This is a genomic window from Labrenzia sp. PO1 (genome assembly GCF_012273635.1).
In the GTDB taxonomy this organism is placed as follows: Bacteria; Pseudomonadota; Alphaproteobacteria; order Rhizobiales; family Stappiaceae; genus Roseibium; species Roseibium algicola.
This window is the reverse complement of the sequence record NZ_JAAXCR010000004.1, coordinates 574,138-594,022: the sequence shown is the minus strand read 5'-3', so window position 1 is coordinate 594,022 and position 19,885 is coordinate 574,138. Positions and strand designations below refer to the sequence as shown.

Annotated in this window: 24 protein-coding genes; 13 read left to right on the top strand and 11 right to left on the bottom strand. The window is 60.3% G+C overall.

Annotated elements, in window-relative coordinates; translation table 11 throughout:
- Window positions 1–9 precede the first annotated feature (9 nt).
- Window positions 10–405 carry a VOC family protein gene (locus tag HCG46_RS22940; protein WP_168687474.1) on the top strand — a complete coding sequence of 132 codons (396 nt, stop codon included), beginning with the start codon at window positions 10–12 and terminating at the stop codon, window positions 403–405.
- Between the two features lie 48 nt (window positions 406–453).
- On the opposite strand, the gene HCG46_RS22935 is transcribed toward HCG46_RS22940, so the two are convergent.
- Together HCG46_RS22935 and HCG46_RS22930 are read right to left on the bottom strand one after the other, a co-directional pair.
- On the bottom strand, window positions 454–885 hold the full coding sequence (locus HCG46_RS22935) for a YqaA family protein (protein ID WP_055659715.1): 432 nt from the start codon (window positions 883–885) through the stop codon (window positions 454–456).
- Window positions 882–1,331 (bottom strand): MarR family transcriptional regulator, encoded by a 450-nt coding sequence (locus tag HCG46_RS22930; protein WP_023002888.1) that lies wholly within the window; start codon window positions 1,329–1,331, stop codon window positions 882–884. Before HCG46_RS22930 ends, HCG46_RS22935 begins: the two co-directional genes overlap by 4 nt.
- Window positions 1,332–1,400: 69 nt before the next feature.
- On the opposite strand from HCG46_RS22930, the gene HCG46_RS22925 reads away from it, so the two are divergent.
- Entirely contained in the window at window positions 1,401–1,799 is a 399-nt protein-coding gene (locus HCG46_RS22925) for an antibiotic biosynthesis monooxygenase family protein (RefSeq protein ID WP_168687472.1), read from the top strand.
- Window positions 1,799–2,290, top strand: coding sequence for a cytochrome b/b6 domain-containing protein (locus HCG46_RS22920; RefSeq protein ID WP_168687470.1), 492 nt, complete (start codon window positions 1,799–1,801; stop codon window positions 2,288–2,290). Before HCG46_RS22925 ends, HCG46_RS22920 begins: the two co-directional genes overlap by 1 nt.
- An 88-nt stretch (window positions 2,291–2,378) precedes the next feature.
- Here the strand turns inward: HCG46_RS22920 and HCG46_RS22915 are convergent, their stop codons facing one another.
- On the bottom strand, window positions 2,379–4,598 hold the full coding sequence (locus HCG46_RS22915) for an esterase-like activity of phytase family protein (protein ID WP_168687469.1): 2,220 nt from the start codon (window positions 4,596–4,598) through the stop codon (window positions 2,379–2,381).
- A gap of 227 nt (window positions 4,599–4,825) precedes the next feature.
- Here HCG46_RS22915 and HCG46_RS22910 point away from each other — a divergent pair, with 227 nt between their 5' ends.
- The 8 genes from HCG46_RS22910 (at window position 4,826) to HCG46_RS22875 (ending at window position 12,657) form a co-directional block, all read left to right on the top strand.
- Window positions 4,826–6,025, top strand: coding sequence for a multidrug effflux MFS transporter (locus HCG46_RS22910; protein WP_055659725.1), 1,200 nt, complete (start codon window positions 4,826–4,828; stop codon window positions 6,023–6,025).
- A 186-nt stretch (window positions 6,026–6,211) separates the two neighbouring features.
- Window positions 6,212–7,294: a pyridoxal-phosphate dependent enzyme gene (locus tag HCG46_RS22905; RefSeq protein ID WP_168687468.1), complete on the top strand. Its 1,083-nt coding sequence runs from the start codon at window positions 6,212–6,214 to the stop codon at window positions 7,292–7,294.
- Entirely contained in the window at window positions 7,287–8,429 is a 1,143-nt protein-coding gene (locus HCG46_RS22900) for a Xaa-Pro peptidase family protein (RefSeq protein ID WP_168687466.1), read from the top strand. The genes HCG46_RS22905 and HCG46_RS22900 overlap by 8 nt, the downstream gene beginning before the upstream one ends.
- 18 nt (window positions 8,430–8,447) lie before the next feature.
- Window positions 8,448–9,191 carry an aspartate/glutamate racemase family protein gene (locus tag HCG46_RS22895; RefSeq protein ID WP_168687464.1) on the top strand — a complete coding sequence of 248 codons (744 nt, stop codon included), beginning with the start codon at window positions 8,448–8,450 and terminating at the stop codon, window positions 9,189–9,191.
- Between the two features lie 208 nt (window positions 9,192–9,399).
- Window positions 9,400–9,537 (top strand): hypothetical protein, encoded by a 138-nt coding sequence (locus HCG46_RS22890; protein ID WP_006937785.1) that lies wholly within the window; start codon window positions 9,400–9,402, stop codon window positions 9,535–9,537.
- A gap of 110 nt (window positions 9,538–9,647) precedes the next feature.
- The gene (locus tag HCG46_RS22885; RefSeq protein ID WP_023002877.1) at window positions 9,648–10,682 is read left to right on the top strand and encodes an aspartate-semialdehyde dehydrogenase; all 1,035 of its coding nucleotides are present in this window, start codon (window positions 9,648–9,650) and stop codon (window positions 10,680–10,682) included.
- Window positions 10,683–11,018: 336 nt separating this feature from the next.
- Window positions 11,019–11,759 carry a TenA family protein gene (locus tag HCG46_RS22880; protein ID WP_168687462.1) on the top strand — a complete coding sequence of 247 codons (741 nt, stop codon included), beginning with the start codon at window positions 11,019–11,021 and terminating at the stop codon, window positions 11,757–11,759.
- 4 nt (window positions 11,760–11,763) lie between these two features.
- Window positions 11,764–12,657 (top strand): DMT family transporter, encoded by an 894-nt coding sequence (locus HCG46_RS22875; RefSeq protein WP_023002874.1) that lies wholly within the window; start codon window positions 11,764–11,766, stop codon window positions 12,655–12,657.
- A 490-nt stretch (window positions 12,658–13,147) separates the two neighbouring features.
- Here the strand turns inward: HCG46_RS22875 and HCG46_RS22870 are convergent, their stop codons facing one another.
- Window positions 13,148–14,140: a LysR family transcriptional regulator gene (locus HCG46_RS22870; RefSeq protein ID WP_168687461.1), complete on the bottom strand. Its 993-nt coding sequence runs from the start codon at window positions 14,138–14,140 to the stop codon at window positions 13,148–13,150.
- Between the two features lie 111 nt (window positions 14,141–14,251).
- On the opposite strand from HCG46_RS22870, the gene HCG46_RS22865 reads away from it, so the two are divergent.
- Entirely contained in the window at window positions 14,252–14,710 is a 459-nt protein-coding gene (locus tag HCG46_RS22865; protein ID WP_168687460.1) for a cupin domain-containing protein, read from the top strand.
- A 9-nt stretch (window positions 14,711–14,719) separates the two neighbouring features.
- The gene (locus tag HCG46_RS22860; protein ID WP_168687458.1) at window positions 14,720–15,220 is read left to right on the top strand and encodes a c-type cytochrome; all 501 of its coding nucleotides are present in this window, start codon (window positions 14,720–14,722) and stop codon (window positions 15,218–15,220) included.
- Window positions 15,221–15,297: 77 nt separating this feature from the next.
- Here HCG46_RS22860 and HCG46_RS22855 read toward each other — a convergent pair whose 3' ends face one another.
- From HCG46_RS22855 to HCG46_RS22825, 7 genes are all read right to left on the bottom strand, one after another.
- Window positions 15,298–15,510, bottom strand: coding sequence for a hypothetical protein (locus HCG46_RS22855; protein ID WP_055659743.1), 213 nt, complete (start codon window positions 15,508–15,510; stop codon window positions 15,298–15,300).
- A gap of 109 nt (window positions 15,511–15,619) precedes the next feature.
- A complete protein-coding gene (locus tag HCG46_RS22850) occupies window positions 15,620–16,033 on the bottom strand; it encodes a DUF1801 domain-containing protein (protein WP_168687456.1) in 414 nt (137 codons plus the stop codon).
- Window positions 16,034–16,053: 20 nt separating this feature from the next.
- Window positions 16,054–16,482, bottom strand: a complete 429-nt coding sequence (locus HCG46_RS22845; protein ID WP_168687454.1) for an SRPBCC domain-containing protein — start codon at window positions 16,480–16,482, stop codon at window positions 16,054–16,056.
- Window positions 16,479–16,811, bottom strand: a complete 333-nt coding sequence (locus HCG46_RS22840) for a metalloregulator ArsR/SmtB family transcription factor (protein WP_023002867.1) — start codon at window positions 16,809–16,811, stop codon at window positions 16,479–16,481. Before HCG46_RS22840 ends, HCG46_RS22845 begins: the two co-directional genes overlap by 4 nt.
- Before the next feature lie 60 nt (window positions 16,812–16,871).
- Entirely contained in the window at window positions 16,872–17,666 is a 795-nt protein-coding gene (locus HCG46_RS22835) for an ABC transporter ATP-binding protein (RefSeq protein ID WP_168687567.1), read from the bottom strand.
- On the bottom strand, window positions 17,663–18,649 hold the full coding sequence (locus tag HCG46_RS22830; RefSeq protein ID WP_286185484.1) for an iron ABC transporter permease: 987 nt from the start codon (window positions 18,647–18,649) through the stop codon (window positions 17,663–17,665). The genes HCG46_RS22835 and HCG46_RS22830 overlap by 4 nt, the downstream gene beginning before the upstream one ends.
- Before the next feature lie 32 nt (window positions 18,650–18,681).
- A complete protein-coding gene (locus HCG46_RS22825) occupies window positions 18,682–19,716 on the bottom strand; it encodes an iron ABC transporter substrate-binding protein (protein WP_168687451.1) in 1,035 nt (344 codons plus the stop codon).
- Window positions 19,717–19,885 lie beyond the last annotated feature (169 nt).

Below are 19,885 nucleotides of genomic sequence, written 5' to 3'. Positions count from 1 at the left end.
CGGCCTGCCATGAAACAGATGATTGGAGCGATTGCCCTCATCGTGCCCGAGTATGACCAGGGTATCGACTTTTATGTCGGCAAGCTTGGCTTCAACCTGGTCGAAGACACTCACCTTGGCGGCGGCAAACGCTGGGTACTGGTTGCGCCCAAGGGCAGCTCCGAGACACGTCTCCTGCTGGCGCAAGCCGAAGGTGACGATCAGCACGCCGCCATCGGCAACCAGACCGGCGGCCGTGTGTTCCTGTTCCTGCACACCGACAACTTTGATCGCGATCATCAGGCGATGCTCACGGCCGGCGTCACCTTTCTGGAGACACCACGCCACGAGGCCTACGGCAAGGTTGCCGTCTTCCAGGACCCCTTCGGCAACAAGTGGGATCTGATCGAGCGTTTTGAAGGTTAAGCGTCCCGCGCAGCGAGGGTTTCGCATTCCCCCGGCTGGCCCGCAGTCTCAGATAACCTGCAACGTGATCAACGCGACTGCGACATAGCGAGCTGTCTTTGCAATCGCGACCAGCAGGGTGAAGCTCCAGAAGGGTTCCTTGAGCACACCTGCTGCCAATGTCAGGGGATCGCCGATAATCGGCGCCCAGCTGAGCAGCAGGCTCCATCGTCCGTAGCGGTGATACCAGCCCGTTGCCTTGGCGAGCTTGTCAGGCTTGACCGGAAACCAGGAAGCGGTCGACCAGGCGGTTGCTGACCTGCCGAGACCCCAGTTGACCATTGATCCGAGCGTGTTGCCAAGGCTTGCCGCCGCAACCAGCAGAACGACGGGTTCCGTTCCAAGTGCAATCAGGCCGGAAAGGCCAAGTTCAGACTGGGCGGGCAGCAGGGTGGCAGCCAGAAAGGAGACGCCGAACAGGCCCATCAAGCTGGCACTCATCGGGAACTGCCGGTCTGGGCTTTCTGCATGGCTGAAATGGCTCTGTGCATGAAATCCAGGAACTGCGCCTTTTCCTGTTCCGAAAACCCCTCCAGCGCCTCTCCGTTCTGGGCAATCGCAGACGCGATGGCTTCCTTTTCCAAAACCTTGGCCTTGTCGGTCAGGAATATTTCCTGAACCCGGCCGTCTTCTTCACTCGCCCGGCGGGTGATCAAGCCGTCCCGTTCCATCCGGGCCAGGGTGTTTGCCAGCGTTGCCTGTTCGATATCAAGCAATTGCACGAGTTCCTTTTGCGTGCGTCCTTCCTTTGCCCAAAGAGCGACCAGTGCCGGAAATTGGCCCGGCGAAAGGCCTAGCGGCCGGATGCGGCGATGGAGACCGGCGGCAAACAGCCGTGCCATGTGGTTTGCCAGATACCCGGCGGAGGAATCTTTTTCGAAGGTCATCCCTTGCATATACGATAGATAGCACCCTATATAAATAAACATAGCTTGCTATATAATTAGGAGTTCGAAATGACATCACTCTGGACACGCCGTGCCATTCATCTGGCAGCACTTTCCTTCCTGACCGCCAACCTGGGAGTCTCCGCCATGGCGAGTGAAATCAACACCAACGCCCCGGTAACGCTGATCAATTCCTTCGAAGTTCCCGAAGACCGTCTTGCCGATGCAGTTCGCAGCTGGGAACAGGCGCGCGACTTCCTGAAAGAGCAGCCCGGCTACATCACCACGCGCCTGCACCAGTCCCTGTCTCCGCAGGCGAAGTTCCAGCTGGTCAACATCGCGCTTTGGGAAAGTCCCGATGCCTATCAGGCCGCCATCCAGAAACTCGGCAAAAGCGGCATCGTCGCGGAATTCAAGGGCATCAGCTTTCATGCTGCGCTCTACAACGTCATTCGGGAGGATGAGTGATGGCGGCCTTGCCCGTAACCGGAAACAGGCTGCTGCACTGGACGATTGCCGCTCTTACCATCAGCGCCCTGGCTACCGGCTATGCCCTGACGAACAATGAACCGTTTTCGCCAAACCTTCTGAGGACCCATCTGGGACTTGGCTTGTCTGCGGGCCTGCTCGCTCTTGTCCGCACGATCTTTTGGCTGGCAAAGGGGGCCCCTCAGCCGGTGTTCGCCGTTCATTCCGGGTTGCAGCAAGCTATCGGCAAGGGCGTCCACGCTGCCTTGCGCCTCGTACCGCTGCTGCTCCTGGTCAGCGGTATCGGCATGATCGTCCTATCCCGTAGCCTGGAAAAGATTGCGAATGGCACATTGCCGGGACTTGCGGCTTTCGCCGGATTGCCACCGGCAGGCCTGCACCATGCCGCGGCGCTTTTGCTTGCAGCACTCATCGGACTGCACAGTCTTGCTGCCCTGTGGCACTGGCAAAGACGAAGTTTCACGGCTTGAAAATGGCAATGCAGAAAAGGAAAGGCCCGGCTGCATAAAGCGGCCGGACCTTCGCTCAGGTCTTGGGAGGACCTTTGTCTGAAGTGCCTTAGTTCAGGCGGCTTGCCGGGCCGAGGTCGATCAACCGGGTTTCACCCGGTGCATCGTCGACACCGTCATTGTCGGTGACCAGGATCAGACGGCCATCGGCGGTGATCGTCAGGCCTTCCGGCTTGTCGAGAACCCAGCCCTTGCCTTCAGCCAGAGCCGGCAGGAGATCCATGGCGTAGCGCTTCTGGACCACCGGGAGCTCAGATCCGTAGGCGGCCGGGGTCACACCTTCCAGGGAGATCGTGGTGATCTGCTTGATGGCTGCGTCTTCGCCACCCTTGTTGTCGCGCTCCAGAATGGCGAACTTGCCGTCGCCCATGGAGACGATTTCCGACAGGCCGACCCAGCCGCCGGCTGCGCTCTTCGGCTTGTCGAGCGGATAGTGAACGAAGCCCCAGGACTTGTCGGCCGGGTTGTAGATGGCCAGCTTCACCATGCCCTTCGGGTCGTCTTTCCATTCACGCTGAACGGCGACGGCCACCAGCGTCTTGCCGTCCATTTCGAACTCGGCGACGCCTTCAAAGGAGAAACGTGCGGACTGGGCGTTCAGCTCTTCCGGAAGCGTGATTTCTTCCTGAACCTGACCGTCGGTGCCGACCTTCAGCAGCAGGTGCTGCAGTTCCTTGTCCGGATTGCCCTCGGAAGCCAGCCAGAAGCCGCCATCCTTGGAAACAGAGATGCCTTCCAGGTCCAGTTTTGCCTGCTTGCCACCCTGAACGGTTGCATAGGCAACGATTTTTGCCGGTTTGGAAGAGATGTCCAGCGTGTAGATGCGGGCGTCGTCATAGAAGCTGTCGCTGACGGCGTAGAGCTTGTTGCCGTCTTCCGGGTCTGCAGCCAGTGCGGACAATGCGCCCCAGCCGATCGGCGCGCCTTTTTCCGGGTCGGTTTCGGACACGACCATCGGGTAGGACGGAGCGTCCGCACCAAACTTGTAGAGGGAGACCTGCGCGCGAACGTTGTCTTCCGCACTGTCGACCTCGTTGGCAACCACAAACAGGTCACGGCTCGGGATCGCAAGTGAGCCTTCCGGACCGACATGGGTCGGCAGGAACTGGACGAATTCCGGCTCGGCACCGGTGTCCTTGTAGACAGCGACGAAGTTGCCGCGTTCGGAATTGACGAAGATCAGCTTTTCACCGCCGAATTCACCAACCGTCACACCTTCCGGTTCGGTGCCCTTCTTGGACGCGCGCTTGGCCGGATAGTGGCCGTTGGCCATGCCAAGGTGTTCCATCTGGTTGCCGCTGTCGAACAGGACCTCGCCCTTGGTGTTCCAGATGGTGAAGCCGCGCGAACCGCCTTCGTAGTCACCTTCGTTGGCGGTCACGAAACGCTCGTCGTCGATCCAGGCAACCGCATCCGGCTCACGCTTGACGTTTTCGGTCGAACCGGACGCATCACTCATGCGCGCCTTGGACACCGGAATGTTTTCAGCCGAAGCCGTACCGGCGGAGAAATGGCTGACAACTTCACCGGAGGCCAGATCGACCAAGGCGATATGGTTGTTTTCCTGCAGCGTGACGACAACCTGGTTCTGGGAGTTGATCGAAACGAACTCCGGCTCCGGATCGGTCGGCGCAATTTCGGCAAGACCCGTCAGGTCGACAATGCGAACCGCGTCGCAGTTGGTCGGCGTGCCGGTTTCGTCCAGATCGAAGATCGCCAGATGGCCGGCCGGCATCTGCGGGATCACGCCGTCGTTCAGATCTTCGTCGCGCTCGTTCTCGATGGCGATTGCAACAAACTTGCCGTCCGGAGAGATGGCAACGCTGTCCGGCTGACCCTTGGCGTCGCACTTCGCGGTGATCCCAAGACCGTCGAGAGCGATCACGGCCAGATGGCCGGACGCATTGACGTAGTCTTCGGACGTGTTGACGCCGGCATAGGCGAATGTTTCGCCGACGGCGACCGAAGTCGGCTCACCACCAAGCGCGGTGCGGCCCATCGGCTGCAGGTTCAGCGGGTTGGCCGCATTGACGAAAACAATGGCTTCGCCCGGGCTGTCGGTGAAGACGAGCGTGCGGCCGTCCTTCGTGGCGTAGATGATTTCGGCAACGGTTTCGGTGGCCTGATCCACGCCTTCCGGCAGGGTCTTGTAGACCGGGAATGTGTTGATACGCTCGAAATACTCTGCCTGTGCTGCCGACACGGCGCCAAGGCCGAACAGGACTGAAAGGCTGACACCTTTTAAAAAGCGCCCACGAAGGTCCGCCATTGCACTCGCTCCCACAAAATATCGGGTTGATGGTGCGCGCAAGCTAGTGGCCCTGATTACAATATCGGTGACAGTTGCATGAAGCTTTCATGACATCATCCAGCAAGCCTTGAATTTGCATTTCGAGCACTTACATCATATCAAGGCCGGGCGGTGATCTCCGCCACCTCCATCTTCCAGACTTTCCCGCATTTGTGCCTCCGGCGCATTTTTCATCGGATTTTCCAATGCAGATCGGTTTTGTCCGCTCCGCCATTGTGCTGGGGCTTCTCGCTGCTGTCGGTCCATTTGCCATCGACCTCTATCTGCCCGCCATGCCGGAAATCGTGCAGGCATTGCAGACGGACGACGCTGCGGTTCATATGACCTTCACGGTCTATTTCATCGCTTTCGGGTTAGCGCAGTTGATCTACGGTCCGCTGGCCGACCGGTTTGGACGCAAGCTGCCCGCCTTCCTGGGCCTGATCGTCTTCCTCATCGGATCGGTCATGTGCGCGACCGCGGTGGACGTTTCAGCCTTGACATTCGGCCGTTTCGTGCAGGCGCTTGGTGCCGGCGCGCCGATGGTCATCGTGCGGGCCGTGGTCCGCGACCTCCACACCGGACCAAAGGCGACCAGGCTGATGGCTCTGGTGATGCTGGTCTTCAGTGTTTCGCCGATGCTTGCACCGCTCGCCGGCAGCCTGATCATCCAGTTCGGCAGTTGGCGCCTGATCTTTGTGGCCCTGGGCGTGATTTCCCTTCTCGCCATGCTGCAAATGGCCTTCTTGCTGCCCGAAACGCTACCGGCCGAGCGCCGGGGCAAGATCGACCCGACAGCAATGCTGCGCAGCGCCATCTACCTGATGCGTGACAGCAGGTTCATGGGTCTGACGCTGATCGGTGGCTTCTCGCTGGCGAGTTTCTTCGTCTTCATCGCTGCCGCACCGCTGGTCTACATGACCCAGTACCAGTTGACGCCGACAGCCTTCAGCCTTGTTTTCGCGCTGAACGCGATCGGCTTCTTTGCGTCTTCCCAGTTTGCCGCCTCGCTTGGTGAGCGCTTCGGCATGGGCAGAGTGGCATTGAGGGCCGTCAGCGGATTTGCGGCAGCCAACGTCCTGCTGGTCATTCTTGTGTGGAGCGGCATCGACGACCTGCCGGTTCTGATGGCGCTCTTCTTCATCGGCAACACCTGCCTCGGCCAGGTCATTGCTCCGGTGATGGTCATGGCGCTGGAAGAACATGGCGAACATGCCGGCATGGCATCCTCCCTCGGTGGCACCTTCCAGATGGTTGCCGGTGGCGTGATGATCCTCGTCTGCAGCCCGTTCTTCGACCGGACAGCTTTGCCATTGGTTGGCGCGGTTGCCGCCTGTGCGCTCATCGCCCTGGTCATCGCACTGCTGACCCTGCGCACGTCGCGCGAAGGCCAGGCAGTCGCCTGACGCGACAACCTTGAAACCAGCCCGCCGGAGAAACGTTACACGAGCTCTTCGGCGGACTGCCGCATCTGACGGAACGAAACGCTGCCCAGACGGCCTGCTTTGGTTCCTATCCGTCATTTTCCGAAAGTCGCTTGCAACCGGCCTTCAGAGCTGCTGACCTGCCTGGGAAACCGCGCGGGGCAGATAATGAAAACACTGAAAAATCCTTTCCTCGGCAAAGGCCTTCCCGAGCAAAGCGGGCTTGCGGATGGATCCGTGTCGCAGGACGTCGCCGGAGCAGAGAACCTTTTTCGGAAATGCCCGCGTGCGGATGAAACCCCGCTGCTGATTGCGAATGACCTCGCGGCCGGTCTTGCTATCGGCAACCTTGCCCTCAAGGACGAACGGCAACGCATGGGTCTTGGCAGCTTCAAGGCACTTGGCGCGGCCTATGCGATTGCCAAACTGGCGGACAGCCGCGTTCGGGGCGGACTTGCCCAGTCGCACGCTTCCGCGCTGACCGGCAGAACCTTTGTCTGTGCGAGTGCGGGGAACCACGGCATGTCCCTTGCGGCAGGCGCTCCGCTATTTGGGGCCAGGGCCGTCGTCTTCGTGGCCGAAACCGTGCCGGCTGCCTTTGAAGCCCGCCTCAAGGCCCGGGGCGCTGATGTTGTCCGGGCCGGAGCCACTTACGAAGACAGCATGGCGGAAGCCCAGAGACGCGCCGACGCCGAAGGCTGGACCTTGCTGCCGGACAGCACCTGGCCGGGCATGACCGCCGCCGGACACGACGTCATGGAGGGCTATCTTGTGATGGCCGCGGAAATTGCCCGACAGATCAAGGCACCGCCCACGCATGTCTTCCTGCAGGCGGGTGTCGGCGGACTTGCCGCCGCCTGTGCCGTCGGCGCCCGCCTGACCTGGGGCCGTGATGTAACCATCGTCGTGGTAGAGCCAGAATATGCACCCGCCCTCATGGCCAGCATCGAAGCCGGAAAACCCGTCACGGCGCCCGGCCCGGTGTCGAACATGGGCCGGTTAGACTGCAAGGAACCCTCGCATCTGGCGCTGAAGTACCTGGCCAGGGAAGCCGATTTCTTCGTGACCGTTTCCGATAGCGAGGCGGCGGAAACGGTCGACTGGCTGGGCAACAACGGCATTGCGACGACGCCATCCGGTGCGGGCGGCATCACAGCCGTTCGACATGCAGGTCGCGGGGCATCAACCCTCGGCCTCGGACCGGAAGCCCGGGTGCTCTGCTATCTTTCCGAAGGACCGGAAGATGTCTGAACAGGATTTTCCTGAAGACGAATTTGCCGCGCGCACGCAAGCAGCCCAAAAAGCCATGCATTCCCAGGGCATCGACGCGCTGTTTTTCACGACCGAAGCCGAAATGCGCTATTTCACCGGGTTCCGGACCCTGTTCTGGCAGAGCCCCACGCGGCCCTGGTTCCTCGTGGTGCCGGCAAACGGCAAGCCGATTGCGGTCATTCCGCAGATCGGCGCGCACCTGATGGCAAGTACCTGGATTGACGATATCCGGGTATTTTCCGCCCCGCACCCCGTCGATGACGGCATCACCCTGCTCGCGGACACCCTCAAGGGCTTCACGAAAATCGCCATGCCGATGGGGCGGGAAAGCGTGCTTCGCATGCCGCTTCGCGACTTTCAGCGCCTTCGAGATCTCACAAACGACGCTGAATATCTGGACGGAACCGGTCTGATTCAGAGCCTCAGGATGGTGAAATCTGAACGTGAAATTGCTCTCCTGCGCGAGATTTGCGGTATCGGTTCGGAAGCATTTGCCAGGGCACCGGAGCTTTTCCACTCCGGCCAACCGCTCAACGAGGTTTTCCGGTCCTTCCGGATCGAACTTCTGAAGCAAGGTGCGGACGATGTGCCTTATCTGGTCGGCGGAGCCGGACAGGACGGCTACGGCGATGTCATTTCTCCCCCCTCCGCCCGCCCCCTACAGGAAGGGGACGTCCTGATGCTGGATACGGGCGCAACCAAAAACGGCTATTTCTGCGACTTTGACCGCAACTTTGCGATCGGCCAGGCCAGCGATGCCGTCAGATCCGCCCATGAAACACTTGTCCGGGCCGTTGAGGCAGCCGCCGAAATTGCCCGCCCGGGCCGCACCTGTGCCGATCTGTTCCAGGCCATGGCCAAGGTGCTGGACCAGGGCGAAGGTGACGTCGGCCGGCTCGGCCACGGGCTTGGCATGCAGCTTACCGAAGCGCCCAGCCTGACCGGCTTCGACGAGACCCCACTTCGAGAAAACATGGTGCTGACACTGGAGCCGAGCCTTGCTCTCGGCCCCGGCAGGATGATGGTTCACGAGGAAAACATCGTCATTTTAGACGGATCGCCCGAATTCCTGACCGTGCCGGCAGGGCCGGACATTCCTGTTATCACCCGCTAGAACACCTGGAACCGCGGCATGAAACTTTCCTTCGACTGCGACAGGGGATCGGCAACCAAAGCGGCTTTCGGCCTGATCTTGCTGTCGGTTGACGAAACCATCGAGCGCGAGTTTCGGCCCCTCTTTGATCAGGAAGGCGTCTCGCTGCTTCACGCCAGAATCGAGAGCGCTTCCGAAGTCACCTCCGAAAAACTCATGCAGATGAAGGCCCGGCTGACGGACACCGCGGCCCTCTTGCCTGGAACGCGCCCACTCGACGTCATTGCCTATGCCTGTACGTCCGGCGCAACGGTGATCGGATCGGATCAGGTCGCCGGTGCGATCCAGGCAACTCATCCTGGCGCACGCGTGACCGACCCCGCCCGCGCAGTCGTTGCAGCCCTTGCACACCTAGGTGTCTCACGGATAGCCATCGTCTCGCCCTATGTGGAGGAAGTCTCCGACGCACTCTGCCGTCTCCTGGAAGAAAACGGCATAACGCCCTTGAGTGTCGGTTCTTTCGGGCAAGCGGAAGAAGCCGTGGTCGCAAGGATCAGCCTGCGGTCCGTGGAAGAGGCAATCTGCGAGGTTGGCAAGGATCCGGAGATAGAAGCCGTCTTTGCCTCCTGCACCAACTTGCGCACACTGCCTGTCATTGAAGCCTGCGAGAAACGTCTTTCCAAACCCGTCATCAGCTCCAACCTGGCGCTCGCATGGCACATGATGCATCTGGCGGACCTGACGACGGCGGACCGTGGACCGGGACGGCTCTTTGCCACCTGACCTGCAAAAAACGAACACATCCACGCGAGTACACAAGGCTGGCGAAGGTCTTCTTTCGGTGAAATTGCCGAGGCTTCAGCTATTCGACTGTTCCCGAACGGCATCAATTCGTTCACTTAGCTGGCAACACCTGTCTATTCCTTGTTGACTCGCGGGGATTTCCGGGCAAAAACACCGCCGTCTCAAGTTTTGACGATTGCGAGCCCCGATGACCCGGCTGAAAGCCGACATTCTGGATATGATGTCCCAGGCCCTTGCCAGCGCTACCTTCATGCGCGGCGAGCCCCGGACGGCTGCCGCAACCGCTCTTAAACGCACTACCAAGACCACCAAGACCACCGCTTGACGGTGCCGCTCATCCCGCCTCCCCGGGGATGGGAGGCGCCGGGAGCCGGCCACGCCCATCCAGAACCGGGCGGCTGGCGAAGCGGGGAGACGGACAAGGACTAGTCAAAGATGGGTTTCAAGATCGCAATTGCAGGCGCTACCGGCAATGTCGGACGCGAGATGCTGGACATTCTCGCTGAGCGCGGCTTTCCGGCAGACGAAGTCGTCGCCCTCGCTTCCCGCCGTTCCCAGGGCACCGAAGTCTCCTTCGGCGACAAGACGCTGAAGGTTCAGGCCATGGAGAACTACGATTTCTCCGACACCGACATCTGCCTGATGTCCGCCGGTGGCACCGTTTCCAAGGAATGGTCGCCGAAGATCGCTGCCAAGGGCTGCATTGTCATCGATAACTCTTCCGCATGGCGCTACGACGCCGATGTGCCGCTGATCGTGCCGGAAGTGAATGCCGATGCCGTTGCCGGTTTCACGAAAAAGAACATCATTGCCAATCCGAACTGCTCCACCGCCCAGTTGGTCGTGGCGCTGAAGCCGCTGCATGATCACGCAAAGATCAAGCGCGTCGTCGTTTCCACCTACCAGTCGGTTTCCGGCGGCGGCAAGGAAGCGATGGAAGAGCTGTTCAACCAGACCCGTGCGGTTTTCGTGAACGATCCGATCGAGCCGAGCAAGTTCACCAAGCGCATCGCCTTCAACGTGATCCCGCACATCGACAGCTTCATGGAAGACGGCTACACCAAGGAAGAATGGAAGGTGTTGGCGGAAACCAAGAAGATGCTCGATCCGGCCATCAAGGTGACCTGCACCGCCGTTCGCGTACCGGTGTTCATCGGCCATTCGGAAAGCGTCAACATCGAGTTCGAAAACGAGATCACCGCTGAAGAAGCCCGCAACATCCTGCGCGAAGCTCCGGGATGCCTCGTCATCGACAAGCAGGAAGATGGCGGCTACATCACGCCATACGAAAGTGCCGGCGAAGATGCGACCTACATCTCCCGCATCCGCGAGGACGCGACCGTTGAAAACGGCCTCAACATCTGGGTCGTTTCCGACAACCTGCGCAAGGGCGCGGCGCTCAACGCCGTCCAGATCGCCGAGGTTCTCGTCAACCGCGGCCTGATCACGCCGAAAAAGGCAGCAGCCTGATCGACAGTTCAAACGGGCGCCTCTGGCGCCCGTTTTCTTGTGGCCTGCCGGCTGCTATCCGGTCGACGGCACTGCGAAGGTCCTGAAGCGGGAACCGCGTTCCCGACACGTACCAAGCAGCCCCCCGAGCCATCGATCCAGGCCCCGGATTTCCTCTTTGCAGGGAAGCTCGACGCGCTATGTCGAGGGATGAAGCGACAACACCCAGCTCAGCGCCACAAACCCGAACATTGCCGGCGACCGACAGGTTTTGATGTTGACAGGCTGCGAAAACAGCATCACCTCTGTCATCCCCTATTCCCGGCGTTCGCAAAGGTCGCCAACGAGTTTTCTCCCATGCCCTCTGAATTTGACGGGTCGTTCACCGACTTCCTTGAAAGCGCTCCCGGCGGACGCTTCACCGACTGGCTGGCAGCTTGCGCCGAGCCCTACTGGAGCGATGCGTGCAGCCACCCCTTCACCGTTGCGATCGGCGATGGCACCATGCCGGAGGAAGCCTATGCGCGTTATCTGATCGAGGATTACACCTTCGTCACGGATCTCGCTTCCACTCTGGGATATCTCGTCGCCAAAGCCCCCGGAATGCCCGCCAAGTCGCGGCTCTCCGGTTTCCTGGCTCTGCTGACCTCGGAGGAAAACGACTATTTCCTGCGCTCGTTCGAGGCGCTCGGTGTGGAACCGCAAGTTTACGAGACCGCAGCACAGGGCCCTGTGACCCGCGCTTTCTCGCAGCTCCTGCTGAAATCGTCCGGACAAGGCAGTTACGCCGAAGGCCTTGCATGCCTTCTCTGCGCGGAATGGTGTTATCTCACCTGGGGCCAGCGCGAAGCGGGAAAACCGCGCCCAGACGCGTTTTATCTCGCCGAGTGGATTGACCTGCACGCCGTGCCTGGCTTCGAGGCCTTCGTGACCTGGATCCGGGCGGAAATGGACCGGATCGGCCCCACTCTGCCGGAACCCGAGCAGGCCCGCGTTGCGGGCCTTTTCCGCCAGATGAGCAAACTGGAAGTCGCCTTCTTCGAAGCCGCCTGGACCGGCAAAGTGCCCGGTCCGGAGGACGATCTGTTACGGACCTGACCCGATGTTTCTCTATGAAGCCGCAGCCCTCGGCGCGGCTGCCCTGTGGGCGCTGACAGGCCTGCTGTCCACCGGCCCCGCTCAGCATCTCGGCGCGATTGCCTTCAACTGTACCCGCATGGTGCTTGTGGCATTGATGCTGTGCGCCTGGGTGTTCCTGACCACGGGGTGGAGCTCCATCGGCGACGCCCAGATGCTGCCTCTAGTCCTGTCCGGTTTCGTCGGCATCTTTCTTGGCGACACCGCGCTTTTCCTGACGTTGAACCGCATGGGTCCACGCCGGACTGCAATGCTGTTCTCTCTGAATGCCCCCATGTCGGCGATCCTCGGCTGGCTGCTCTTGAACGAAGACCTCAGCCCCACGCAGATGGTCGGTATCGGCCTTACCTTTCTGGGGGTCCTGCTGGCCATCCGTTTCGGCAAGCGCAAGTCCCAGCTTCACAAATGGGAAAACATCAAGGGTCCGGTGTGGATTGGCGTGCTTCTCGGCCTTGCCGCGGCACTGTCCCAGTCAGTCGGCTCCCTCATTGCCCGTCCGATCATGGAAACCGGCGCTGACCCAGTCGCAGCTTCCAGCATACGCGTCGGCGTTGCTGCTGTGGGCCTGCTGCTCCTGACACGCCTTCCGGTCAGCTGGGTCAAGCCGGCAGGAAATTTTACGCTTCCGGTCGTCGGCCTGATCGCCATTTCCGGCTTGCTCGGCATGGGTCTCGGGATGACGCTGATCCTGTTCGCGCTGTCCGGCGGAGAAGTCGGTATCATCGCAACCCTGTCGGCAACGACACCCGTCCTCATGCTACCGATGATGTGGTGGCGAACCGGGGAAGCACCGGCACTCGGCGCCTGGGTAGGCGCGGCAGGCGTTGTGGCAGGCAGTGCGCTGCTCTTTGCCAGCTAGGCAAAAGGAAGTTGGCAGATCGGAACAATGGATCTACAAGTGTGAGAGGAATATGGGAGCCGGATTCGAACCGGTACTTTGCAGCGGGCTGCAAGCGGGTAGTTCCGACCTCACCCGGCTCCCTAACGCCAGTATCGATAGTTTAAAAAACACCCGAAACGAATTTCGAGGACCGACCGCCCCTCGAGTAAGCAACCGGCAAAAACACAGCTGACACCAAACAAGACGTTCCAGCTTAAACAGCCATACCGCCCCGACGCAGCCAGGAAGATCTTATGCCCCTACGGCATATCTCCTATTCCCCATCTGGGGAATATATCGGTACTTTTTTCGAAAAATTTACTTAAACCCGTTTCTCAACCTCGCCTGAATTACTACTACTGGGTGTATTTTTGCAACAAACACCTCGATGACAGGAACGGTTGTCAGCATCGATTTACGGCCAAGCAGCGCCTTTCGGCCGCCAAAACCGAACGGTAATGAGCGCAGATCAACGCAAACTGGCGGCCTGTTCGTCGGGGCGCGAACCATCCGAAATCACATTTACGCCATCTGCGGGATATCCATCTTGCGCTACGTCCATGTCCGGCATGTCGCTTAGACTTTTGCGCAGGATCGGCGCCAGGTGATCGACAAAGCGGCGCACCTTCGCCGTCACCAGTCGGTTTGAAGGATAGACGGCATAGATGCCGCTTTCAGGTAGCGTCCAGTCCGGCATCACCCTGACGAGGCCCCCCTCATTCAGCTCAGTGGCAACCGCCCAACGGGGGAGTGCCGCCAGGCCGATACCCGACACGACCGCTGCCCGTAGCGATGCCGTGCTGCTGCAAATCATCACGGGAGACAGTGAAACGGTGTGTTTCTGAGGCGACAAGAACGGCCATTCCCGTGCCCAGTAGAGCGCAGCGAACCCGATGCACTTGTGGTCCGGAATGTCGACGGGATGTTGCGGCACCCCATGCCTTGCGATGTAGTCCGGTGCGGCACAGACGAGGATCTCCGACATGCCGAGTTTACGGACAATCGTCGCAGGCTCCGGTTCACGCACGATCCTTATCGACAGGTCGAGACGCTGCTCAACGAGGTTGACCATGCGCATGTCTTCGACGATTTCTGCTGTCACTTGCGGATTCTCTGCAAGAAAAGACCCGAGTGCCGGAATGATAAACCGGTCAGCAAAAGCTTCAGGCGCACCGATCCGCATATGGCCAACTGGGGTTTCCTGATACGCCATCACTTCAGTTACGCCTGCGTGTGCCTCTTCCAGTGCACGGGTACAGCGCTGGTAGAAGATCACACCGGCTTCGGTTGGAGAAACGTGACGGGTGGTCCGGTCGAGAAGGCGTACCCCCAGTCGTTTTTCCAGGGCAATGACACATTCGCTGACACGGGATTTGGACAAGCCGAGCTGCTCGGCGGCCCGGGTAATGTTTCCGGCTTCAACCACCCTGGCGAAGATCTCGATTGCATCAAAGAGTGCCATGCGAACGTCCTGTGAAACCGGACAAACTGTCCGGAGTATCGCCACTTCCGCAATTTCGGGAAAGTCGTATTTTTTGCCCTCGCCGCAGTTTGCGGCTTGAGGAGACCCATTATGACAGCAAATTTTAATGCAGCCGCAATCGCGGCGCACCGGGACGCTTGCGAAAACGAAATACTCGGCTTCCGCCGCTTAAGGGTGCGGAGTGTCGATACCGGCGGACGGCTTGGATTTTTTGAGGAAATCGTTCCGCCCGGAGAAGGTGTCCCCCTGCACATCCATCACAAGGAAGACGAGATGTTCAATGTCCGCGAAGGTCATTTCCGCATCTGGTGCGCCGATGAAGTCTTCGACGTCCATCCAGGTGATGTCGTCGTCCTGCCGCGTGGTGTCCCGCATGCGTTTCGCAATGTCGGCGATGTCGAGGGCTGGCTCGATGTGACCGTTACGCCCGGCGGGTTCGAAACGATGTTCGCACGTGCTGCCGAAGCCGGCACGCAAGGAGCAGAACGTTTCATGGAACTTGCTCCCGACTACGGCCTGGAAATGCTTCCAGGTCAGGCCGCGGCTTAGGAGGCGGCAATGATCTGCTTTGTCTTCCAGAGAACCATTCTGGCATTTGCCGTGCTCGCGGCCTTTTCAGGATCCGTGTCCGCGGATGAGAACAAGGCTGCACGTGGAGCCTATCTTGCCCGGATCATGGCTTGCGCCGATTGTCACAGTCCGCGCGGACCGAACGGCGCGCCGATGCCCGAAGCCGGGCTCATCGGCGGCAATGTCGGCTTTGAAATTCCGCAGGCAGGTATTGTCTGGGGCCCGAACCTCACGCCCGCCAATGGCGGTGCGGGATCCTGGAGTACGGAAGAAATCGTAACGGCCCTGACGACCGGCGTTCGACCAGACGGACGGTTGCTCATTCCCGTTATGCCCTGGCCTGCCTACGCCGGACTGACCACACAGGACGCCGAAGCTCTTGCGAGCTACCTGCAGTCCCTGACACCGGATGACAATCCCGTTCCAGGGATGATTGCGCCGGGGGAAAACGCCCCTGCCCCCTATTTCACGATAAAGTTTCCGGGATAGGGGACACCAATGCCGTTGGCCTGACGGCCAACGGCGCCTGGAAGCCGAATTCGGGCTATCCTCCAATCGACTGCCCGTTATCGTGCCTGCCGACGCCACCTTTCGGCATAAGGCAGGGCAAAAAGGTAAAGTCCCGATACCAGCAAGAAGATCAATGGCACCAACGCAAGTAAACCGACCCAGAGTGCCGGTTCGGACTGCCCCATGGCAGCCAGATTGACAACCACGGCCAGCGTAAAGGCTATGGACAGCCAGCGGTGCAGCTGACGGATGATCTTGTTCCAATTCATGATTTGCTCCTGGTGATCACGACGCAAGATCCCGTCTGCCGGAAAGGTCCGTCAGCAAAGGGTTCTTGAGAGTTGGGGTGGGGCGCTCAGGTCGCCGCGCGGCGGACTGTCAGACCTGGGCTGATTTCCTGCGCGTTTTCCTGGCGGCCGAGGCAGCGGCATTCTGCTCGGCGGCTGCACAAACGAGGGCTTTCAGCGCCGCTTCATCGATGTCTGCATCCTCGAACAGGTCGATTGCCCGGCGCGTGTTGCCGTCCAGGCTGGAATTGAAGAGACCAGCCGGATCATCAAGTGACGCGCCTTTTGCGAACGTCAGCTTCACGGCTTTCTTGTAAGTCTCGCCGGTACAGATGATGCCGTCCTTTTCCCAGACGGGAACACCGCGCCATTTCCAGGCTTCCTCGACTTCGGGAACCGCTTCGTGAATGAGGGCGCGCATCCGCGCCAGTGTGCGTCCACGCCAGTCGTCAAGTTCTGCAATCCTGGCGTCGATCTGCTGCGCGGGGGACACTTGATTGTCCATGGTCGTCTTCCTTGCGGTTATCAGGCGTCTTTGCTGGCATCGTCCAGCCGTGCAACAACGCTTTCCAGCGCCTCCATGAAGCGGGGCCAGGCGGCGCTTGCACCGCGATAGTAGGGCAGTTGTTCCTGCGTGAAGCCGATTTGCTCCATACGCAGAAGGGTGCCGTTTTCCGTCGGGGTCAATGTCCAGGTCACGGTGCTTCGAAGATCCTTGGTGTTCCAGCTGTAGGCCAGCGCTTTATGCGGCTCGATCGACTGGACTTCGCAATCGACCATTCCCCAGTCGGCACTCAGGTCGAAGCGGTGGCCGACAACCGGTTTGAAGGCATTTTTCATGAGCCATTCCTCGATCAGGTGGGGCTGGGTCAACGCGCGCCAGATCTTTTCCGCGGGAAAGGGAATTTCCCGTTCCACGACAACAGCAAGGGTATCTTCGTCCGAGAAACTCATTGGTCCATTCTTCTCAAAAGGTCTTCCAGATCATCGAACCGGCGTTCCCAGAACACGTTCATGCGCTGAGTCCAGTCGACCAGCGGTGCGAGCGCTCCGGGCCTGGCGCTATAGTGCGACTGCCTGCCCTCCTGGCGGTCCGTGACAAGCCCGGCCTCCTTCAGGACGCCAAGATGTTTGGAAACTGCGGGCTGGGAGACACCGGCCTGATCGGTCAACACCCGCACTGTCAGCTCGCCTTCGCGGCAAAGCCGCTCGAACAACGCCCGCCGGGTCGGGTCGGCCAGCGTCCGAAACAGAAGGTCAGGTGTTGGCTCACTCAAATTCATAACTCCACGGTTATTGATCGAATTGATAACCTTGGAGTTATGAATGAGTCAAGGCACAATTCAGACCTGCTCCGCTTCCCGCCTGCGCGCAAGTGACGGCAGGCAGACGGTGCGGCCATCGGCGAGCTGTTCGATCCGCACATCGACACCATAGACTTTGCAAAGAGCGGCGCTTGTCAGCACTTCCCTTGGGGGGCCATCCGTCTTGATGCGACCATCGTGTAGCAAAGCCACCCTGGTTCCGATTGCAAAGGCGTGATCAGGGTCGTGGGTCGACAGGACAACGGTCAGGCCGTCCGCCGCAAGACCCGCAACTTCGGAAAGCACCAGCGCCTGATTCCCGAAATCGAGACTGGCTGTCGGCTCATCCATCACGAGGACACGTGCTTCCTGCGCAAGTGCCCTGGCGATCAGCACCAGTTGCCTCTGTCCACCGGAAAGCCGCGTATAGTCTGCGCCGGCGAGTTCCCCGATACCGAGCCTTTCCAGCGCCGCCAACGCGACGTCCCTGTCACGCGGGCCGGGCTGCTGAAAGGCACGCAGTTTTGCGGTTCGGCCCATCAACACGACTTCCAGAACCGGAAAAGCAAAGGGCGCGGCGTGTGCCTGTGGAACGTAGGCGATCCGCGTCGCGATATCCGCACGGGACAGCGACTTCAGCGGCCGTCCTTCCACCAGCACCGTGCCGCCACGCGCCGGCAGCAGCCCTAGAAGCGTCTTGAAAAGAGTGGTCTTGCCAGACCCGTTGGGCCCAAGCAGGCAATAGACGTCGCCAGAGGAAGCGGTCAGGTTCAACTCGCTCCCGACATCGTGGCCCGGATAGCCGATGGACAGGTTTTCAGCCCTGAGCTTCACGCCCATGCCCGCCTCCCCCTGGCAAGCAGCCACAGGAAAAATGGCGCACCGACAACGGCGGTCAGAATACCGAGCGGGACTTCGGTTCCCGAGAGCGTGCGTGCCAGCGTGTCGACTGCAAGAAGGTATCCCGCACCAAGCAAGGCTGCTGCCGGCAACAGGCGCCCGAAACCAGGGCCAACGATCATCCGGGCGATATGCGGTATCACCAGCCCCACCCAGCCAACGACACCGGCAATGGCGACGACGCTTGCGGTGATCAAGGTCGCGCAGAAAATGACGACAAGCCGCAGCCGACCGGCCTCCACACCAAGCGCCTTCGCTTCTTCATCCCCCAGAGACAGGACGTTGATCCGCCAACGCAACAGGAACAGCGGGACAAGGCCGAACAGAACTGCAGGTACCGCCGGCAGGATATCGCCGGCCTTAACGCCTGCCAGACTGCCCAGCAGCCAGAAAGTGATCGCCGGAAGCTGGTCATAAGGATCTGCCAGCACTTTGAGCAAGGATGTCGCCGCCCCCGCCAGAGCGCCGACGACGACGCCTGCAAGCACAAGGACAAGCGTGCTGTCTCCACCGCGCACCGTCGCGGCAACAAAACCGACGAAAGCAACAGCGGCAAGACCGCCGGCAAAACCCATCAGCTGGATTGCCGCGACAGGAAGCGACAGGAAGATGCCGAGCACGGCCCCGAGCCCCGCGCCGGCAGAAACACCGAGAATATCCGGAGACACCAGCGGATTGCGGAAAAGGGTCTGGTAACATGCACCGGCGGCGGCAAGCGAAGCCCCGACCAGCAGCGCGGCAACCACCCTTGGCAGACGGATCGACAGCAGCACCGTGTCCTGCGTTCCCGAAGGCTGTGCGCCGGATACGACGCGCGCCAGCACACCGACGGCCTCGGACGGCGTAAGCGGAAACGGACCGATCAGAAGAGCCGCGAAACTGCCAAGAACAAGCGCGAGGCCGAGCCATACGAACAAGCCGGAACGCGCGAAAGAAGTAGATTTGCCGGTCAGGGAGCCCGCCCCTTTGCCCATTCCAGCAGAGTGTCGAGCTCTGCTTCAGTCAGGTCCACATGATACCACAACTTATAGAAGTTGGCGGTTTCCTGACGCAGCTCCCCATCCCAGAGTTCGGGATAGAATAGGCCTGCAAGCCATTTCAGACCCATCATCCGATTGACGGACGGCGGCCTGTCGATCCAGCCGAAAGGGGCCGTTGGCGACAGGAAAACCCGGCCTTCACGCACCGCGGCAATGCCTTGCCACAGGGGATCCTGCCAGACAGCTTCATAGAAGCTACGATCCCACGTCACGATTGTGTCCGGGTTGGCAACGATAATCTGCTCGGGACTTGCCTGCACCAGTCCGTATTGCCCAGGCACATCGGCAACGTTGCGTCCACCGGCCTTTTCGATGATTTCGGTGTTGATCGAGCCTTTCAGGCCTGTTTCAAGTCCATCCGCCCCACGGGCGAGGTAGACACGCGGCCTGTCCCCCTCGGGCACGGCACCAAGTGCCGACGTCAGCGCGGTGAAGGTTGCCTCGACATCTGCGGCCAGAAGATCTCCACGCTCCGGAACGCCAAGCGCCTCGCCCACAAGACGCAACGCGCCGGCGGTTTCATCGAACCGGCCGTTGACCAGGAGATAGGGAATCCCTGTCTGTTCCTGCACACGGTCGGCAAGATCGATATAGGTATCGCGGACGGACCCGAAATCGATGATCAGATCGGGTTTCAGGGCAAGAACCCGCTCCAGGTTTGCCTCCCCGCCGCGCCCGGTCAGGCGGCCGGTCTCGGGCAGGTCCCGAAAGGCTTCGGCGATAAATGGCTTCTCGTAGTCCCGCAGCGCTCTCGGCCAGCCGAGCAGCGCTTCCGGTTTGAGCGCGTAGACGAGAATGGACGCCGGAGGCCCGGCAGCAAACACCCGGGTCACCGTATCCGGGATCTCGACCGTACGACCCGCGGAATCGGTAACGCTTCGCGCCAGGACGGACGTCCCCGAAATGCAAAGCAGGAAAAGGCAAATAGCGGCCAGGCGCGTCATGTTTCCTCCAGCATTCTTTTAACTGACCGAGGGTTTCTGCTTATTTCAGTTCAGCTTCAGGAAAGCGACAAGGCAGAAACTCCATCAGTACAGTGATGGATCATGCGGAGAAAATACACAAAAACAACATAAACTGCAGCCCTTTCACGGAACTATGAAACGCTCACTA

Bases quoted from the DNA above. Each gene is read 5' to 3' on its own strand.
- HCG46_RS22895 (WP_168687464.1), top strand. From the start codon at position 8,448: ATGAAACTTTCCTTCGACTGCGACAGGGGATCGGCAACCAAAGCGGCT.
- HCG46_RS22925 (WP_168687472.1), top strand. From the start codon at position 1,401: ATGACATCACTCTGGACACGCCGTGCCATTCATCTGGCAGCACTTTCC.
- HCG46_RS22855 (WP_055659743.1), bottom strand. From the start codon at position 15,510: ATGAATTGGAACAAGATCATCCGTCAGCTGCACCGCTGGCTGTCCATA.
- HCG46_RS22850 (WP_168687456.1), bottom strand. From the start codon at position 16,033: ATGGACAATCAAGTGTCCCCCGCGCAGCAGATCGACGCCAGGATTGCA.
- HCG46_RS22900 (WP_168687466.1), top strand. From the start codon at position 7,287: ATGTCTGAACAGGATTTTCCTGAAGACGAATTTGCCGCGCGCACGCAA.
- HCG46_RS22880 (WP_168687462.1), top strand. From the start codon at position 11,019: ATGCCCTCTGAATTTGACGGGTCGTTCACCGACTTCCTTGAAAGCGCT.
- HCG46_RS22915 (WP_168687469.1), bottom strand. From the start codon at position 4,598: ATGGCGGACCTTCGTGGGCGCTTTTTAAAAGGTGTCAGCCTTTCAGTC.
- HCG46_RS22865 (WP_168687460.1), top strand. From the start codon at position 14,252: ATGACAGCAAATTTTAATGCAGCCGCAATCGCGGCGCACCGGGACGCT.
- HCG46_RS22940 (WP_168687474.1), top strand. From the start codon at position 10: ATGAAACAGATGATTGGAGCGATTGCCCTCATCGTGCCCGAGTATGAC.
- HCG46_RS22825 (WP_168687451.1), bottom strand. From the start codon at position 19,716: ATGACGCGCCTGGCCGCTATTTGCCTTTTCCTGCTTTGCATTTCGGGG.
- HCG46_RS22935 (WP_055659715.1), bottom strand. From the start codon at position 885: ATGAGTGCCAGCTTGATGGGCCTGTTCGGCGTCTCCTTTCTGGCTGCC.
- HCG46_RS22845 (WP_168687454.1), bottom strand. From the start codon at position 16,482: ATGAGTTTCTCGGACGAAGATACCCTTGCTGTTGTCGTGGAACGGGAA.
- HCG46_RS22875 (WP_023002874.1), top strand. From the start codon at position 11,764: ATGTTTCTCTATGAAGCCGCAGCCCTCGGCGCGGCTGCCCTGTGGGCG.
- HCG46_RS22890 (WP_006937785.1), top strand. From the start codon at position 9,400: ATGACCCGGCTGAAAGCCGACATTCTGGATATGATGTCCCAGGCCCTT.
- HCG46_RS22860 (WP_168687458.1), top strand. From the start codon at position 14,720: ATGATCTGCTTTGTCTTCCAGAGAACCATTCTGGCATTTGCCGTGCTC.
- HCG46_RS22885 (WP_023002877.1), top strand. From the start codon at position 9,648: ATGGGTTTCAAGATCGCAATTGCAGGCGCTACCGGCAATGTCGGACGC.
- HCG46_RS22910 (WP_055659725.1), top strand. From the start codon at position 4,826: ATGCAGATCGGTTTTGTCCGCTCCGCCATTGTGCTGGGGCTTCTCGCT.
- HCG46_RS22870 (WP_168687461.1), bottom strand. From the start codon at position 14,140: ATGGCACTCTTTGATGCAATCGAGATCTTCGCCAGGGTGGTTGAAGCC.
- HCG46_RS22920 (WP_168687470.1), top strand. From the start codon at position 1,799: ATGGCGGCCTTGCCCGTAACCGGAAACAGGCTGCTGCACTGGACGATT.
- HCG46_RS22905 (WP_168687468.1), top strand. From the start codon at position 6,212: ATGAAAACACTGAAAAATCCTTTCCTCGGCAAAGGCCTTCCCGAGCAA.
- HCG46_RS22930 (WP_023002888.1), bottom strand. From the start codon at position 1,331: ATGACCTTCGAAAAAGATTCCTCCGCCGGGTATCTGGCAAACCACATG.
- HCG46_RS22840 (WP_023002867.1), bottom strand. From the start codon at position 16,811: ATGAATTTGAGTGAGCCAACACCTGACCTTCTGTTTCGGACGCTGGCC.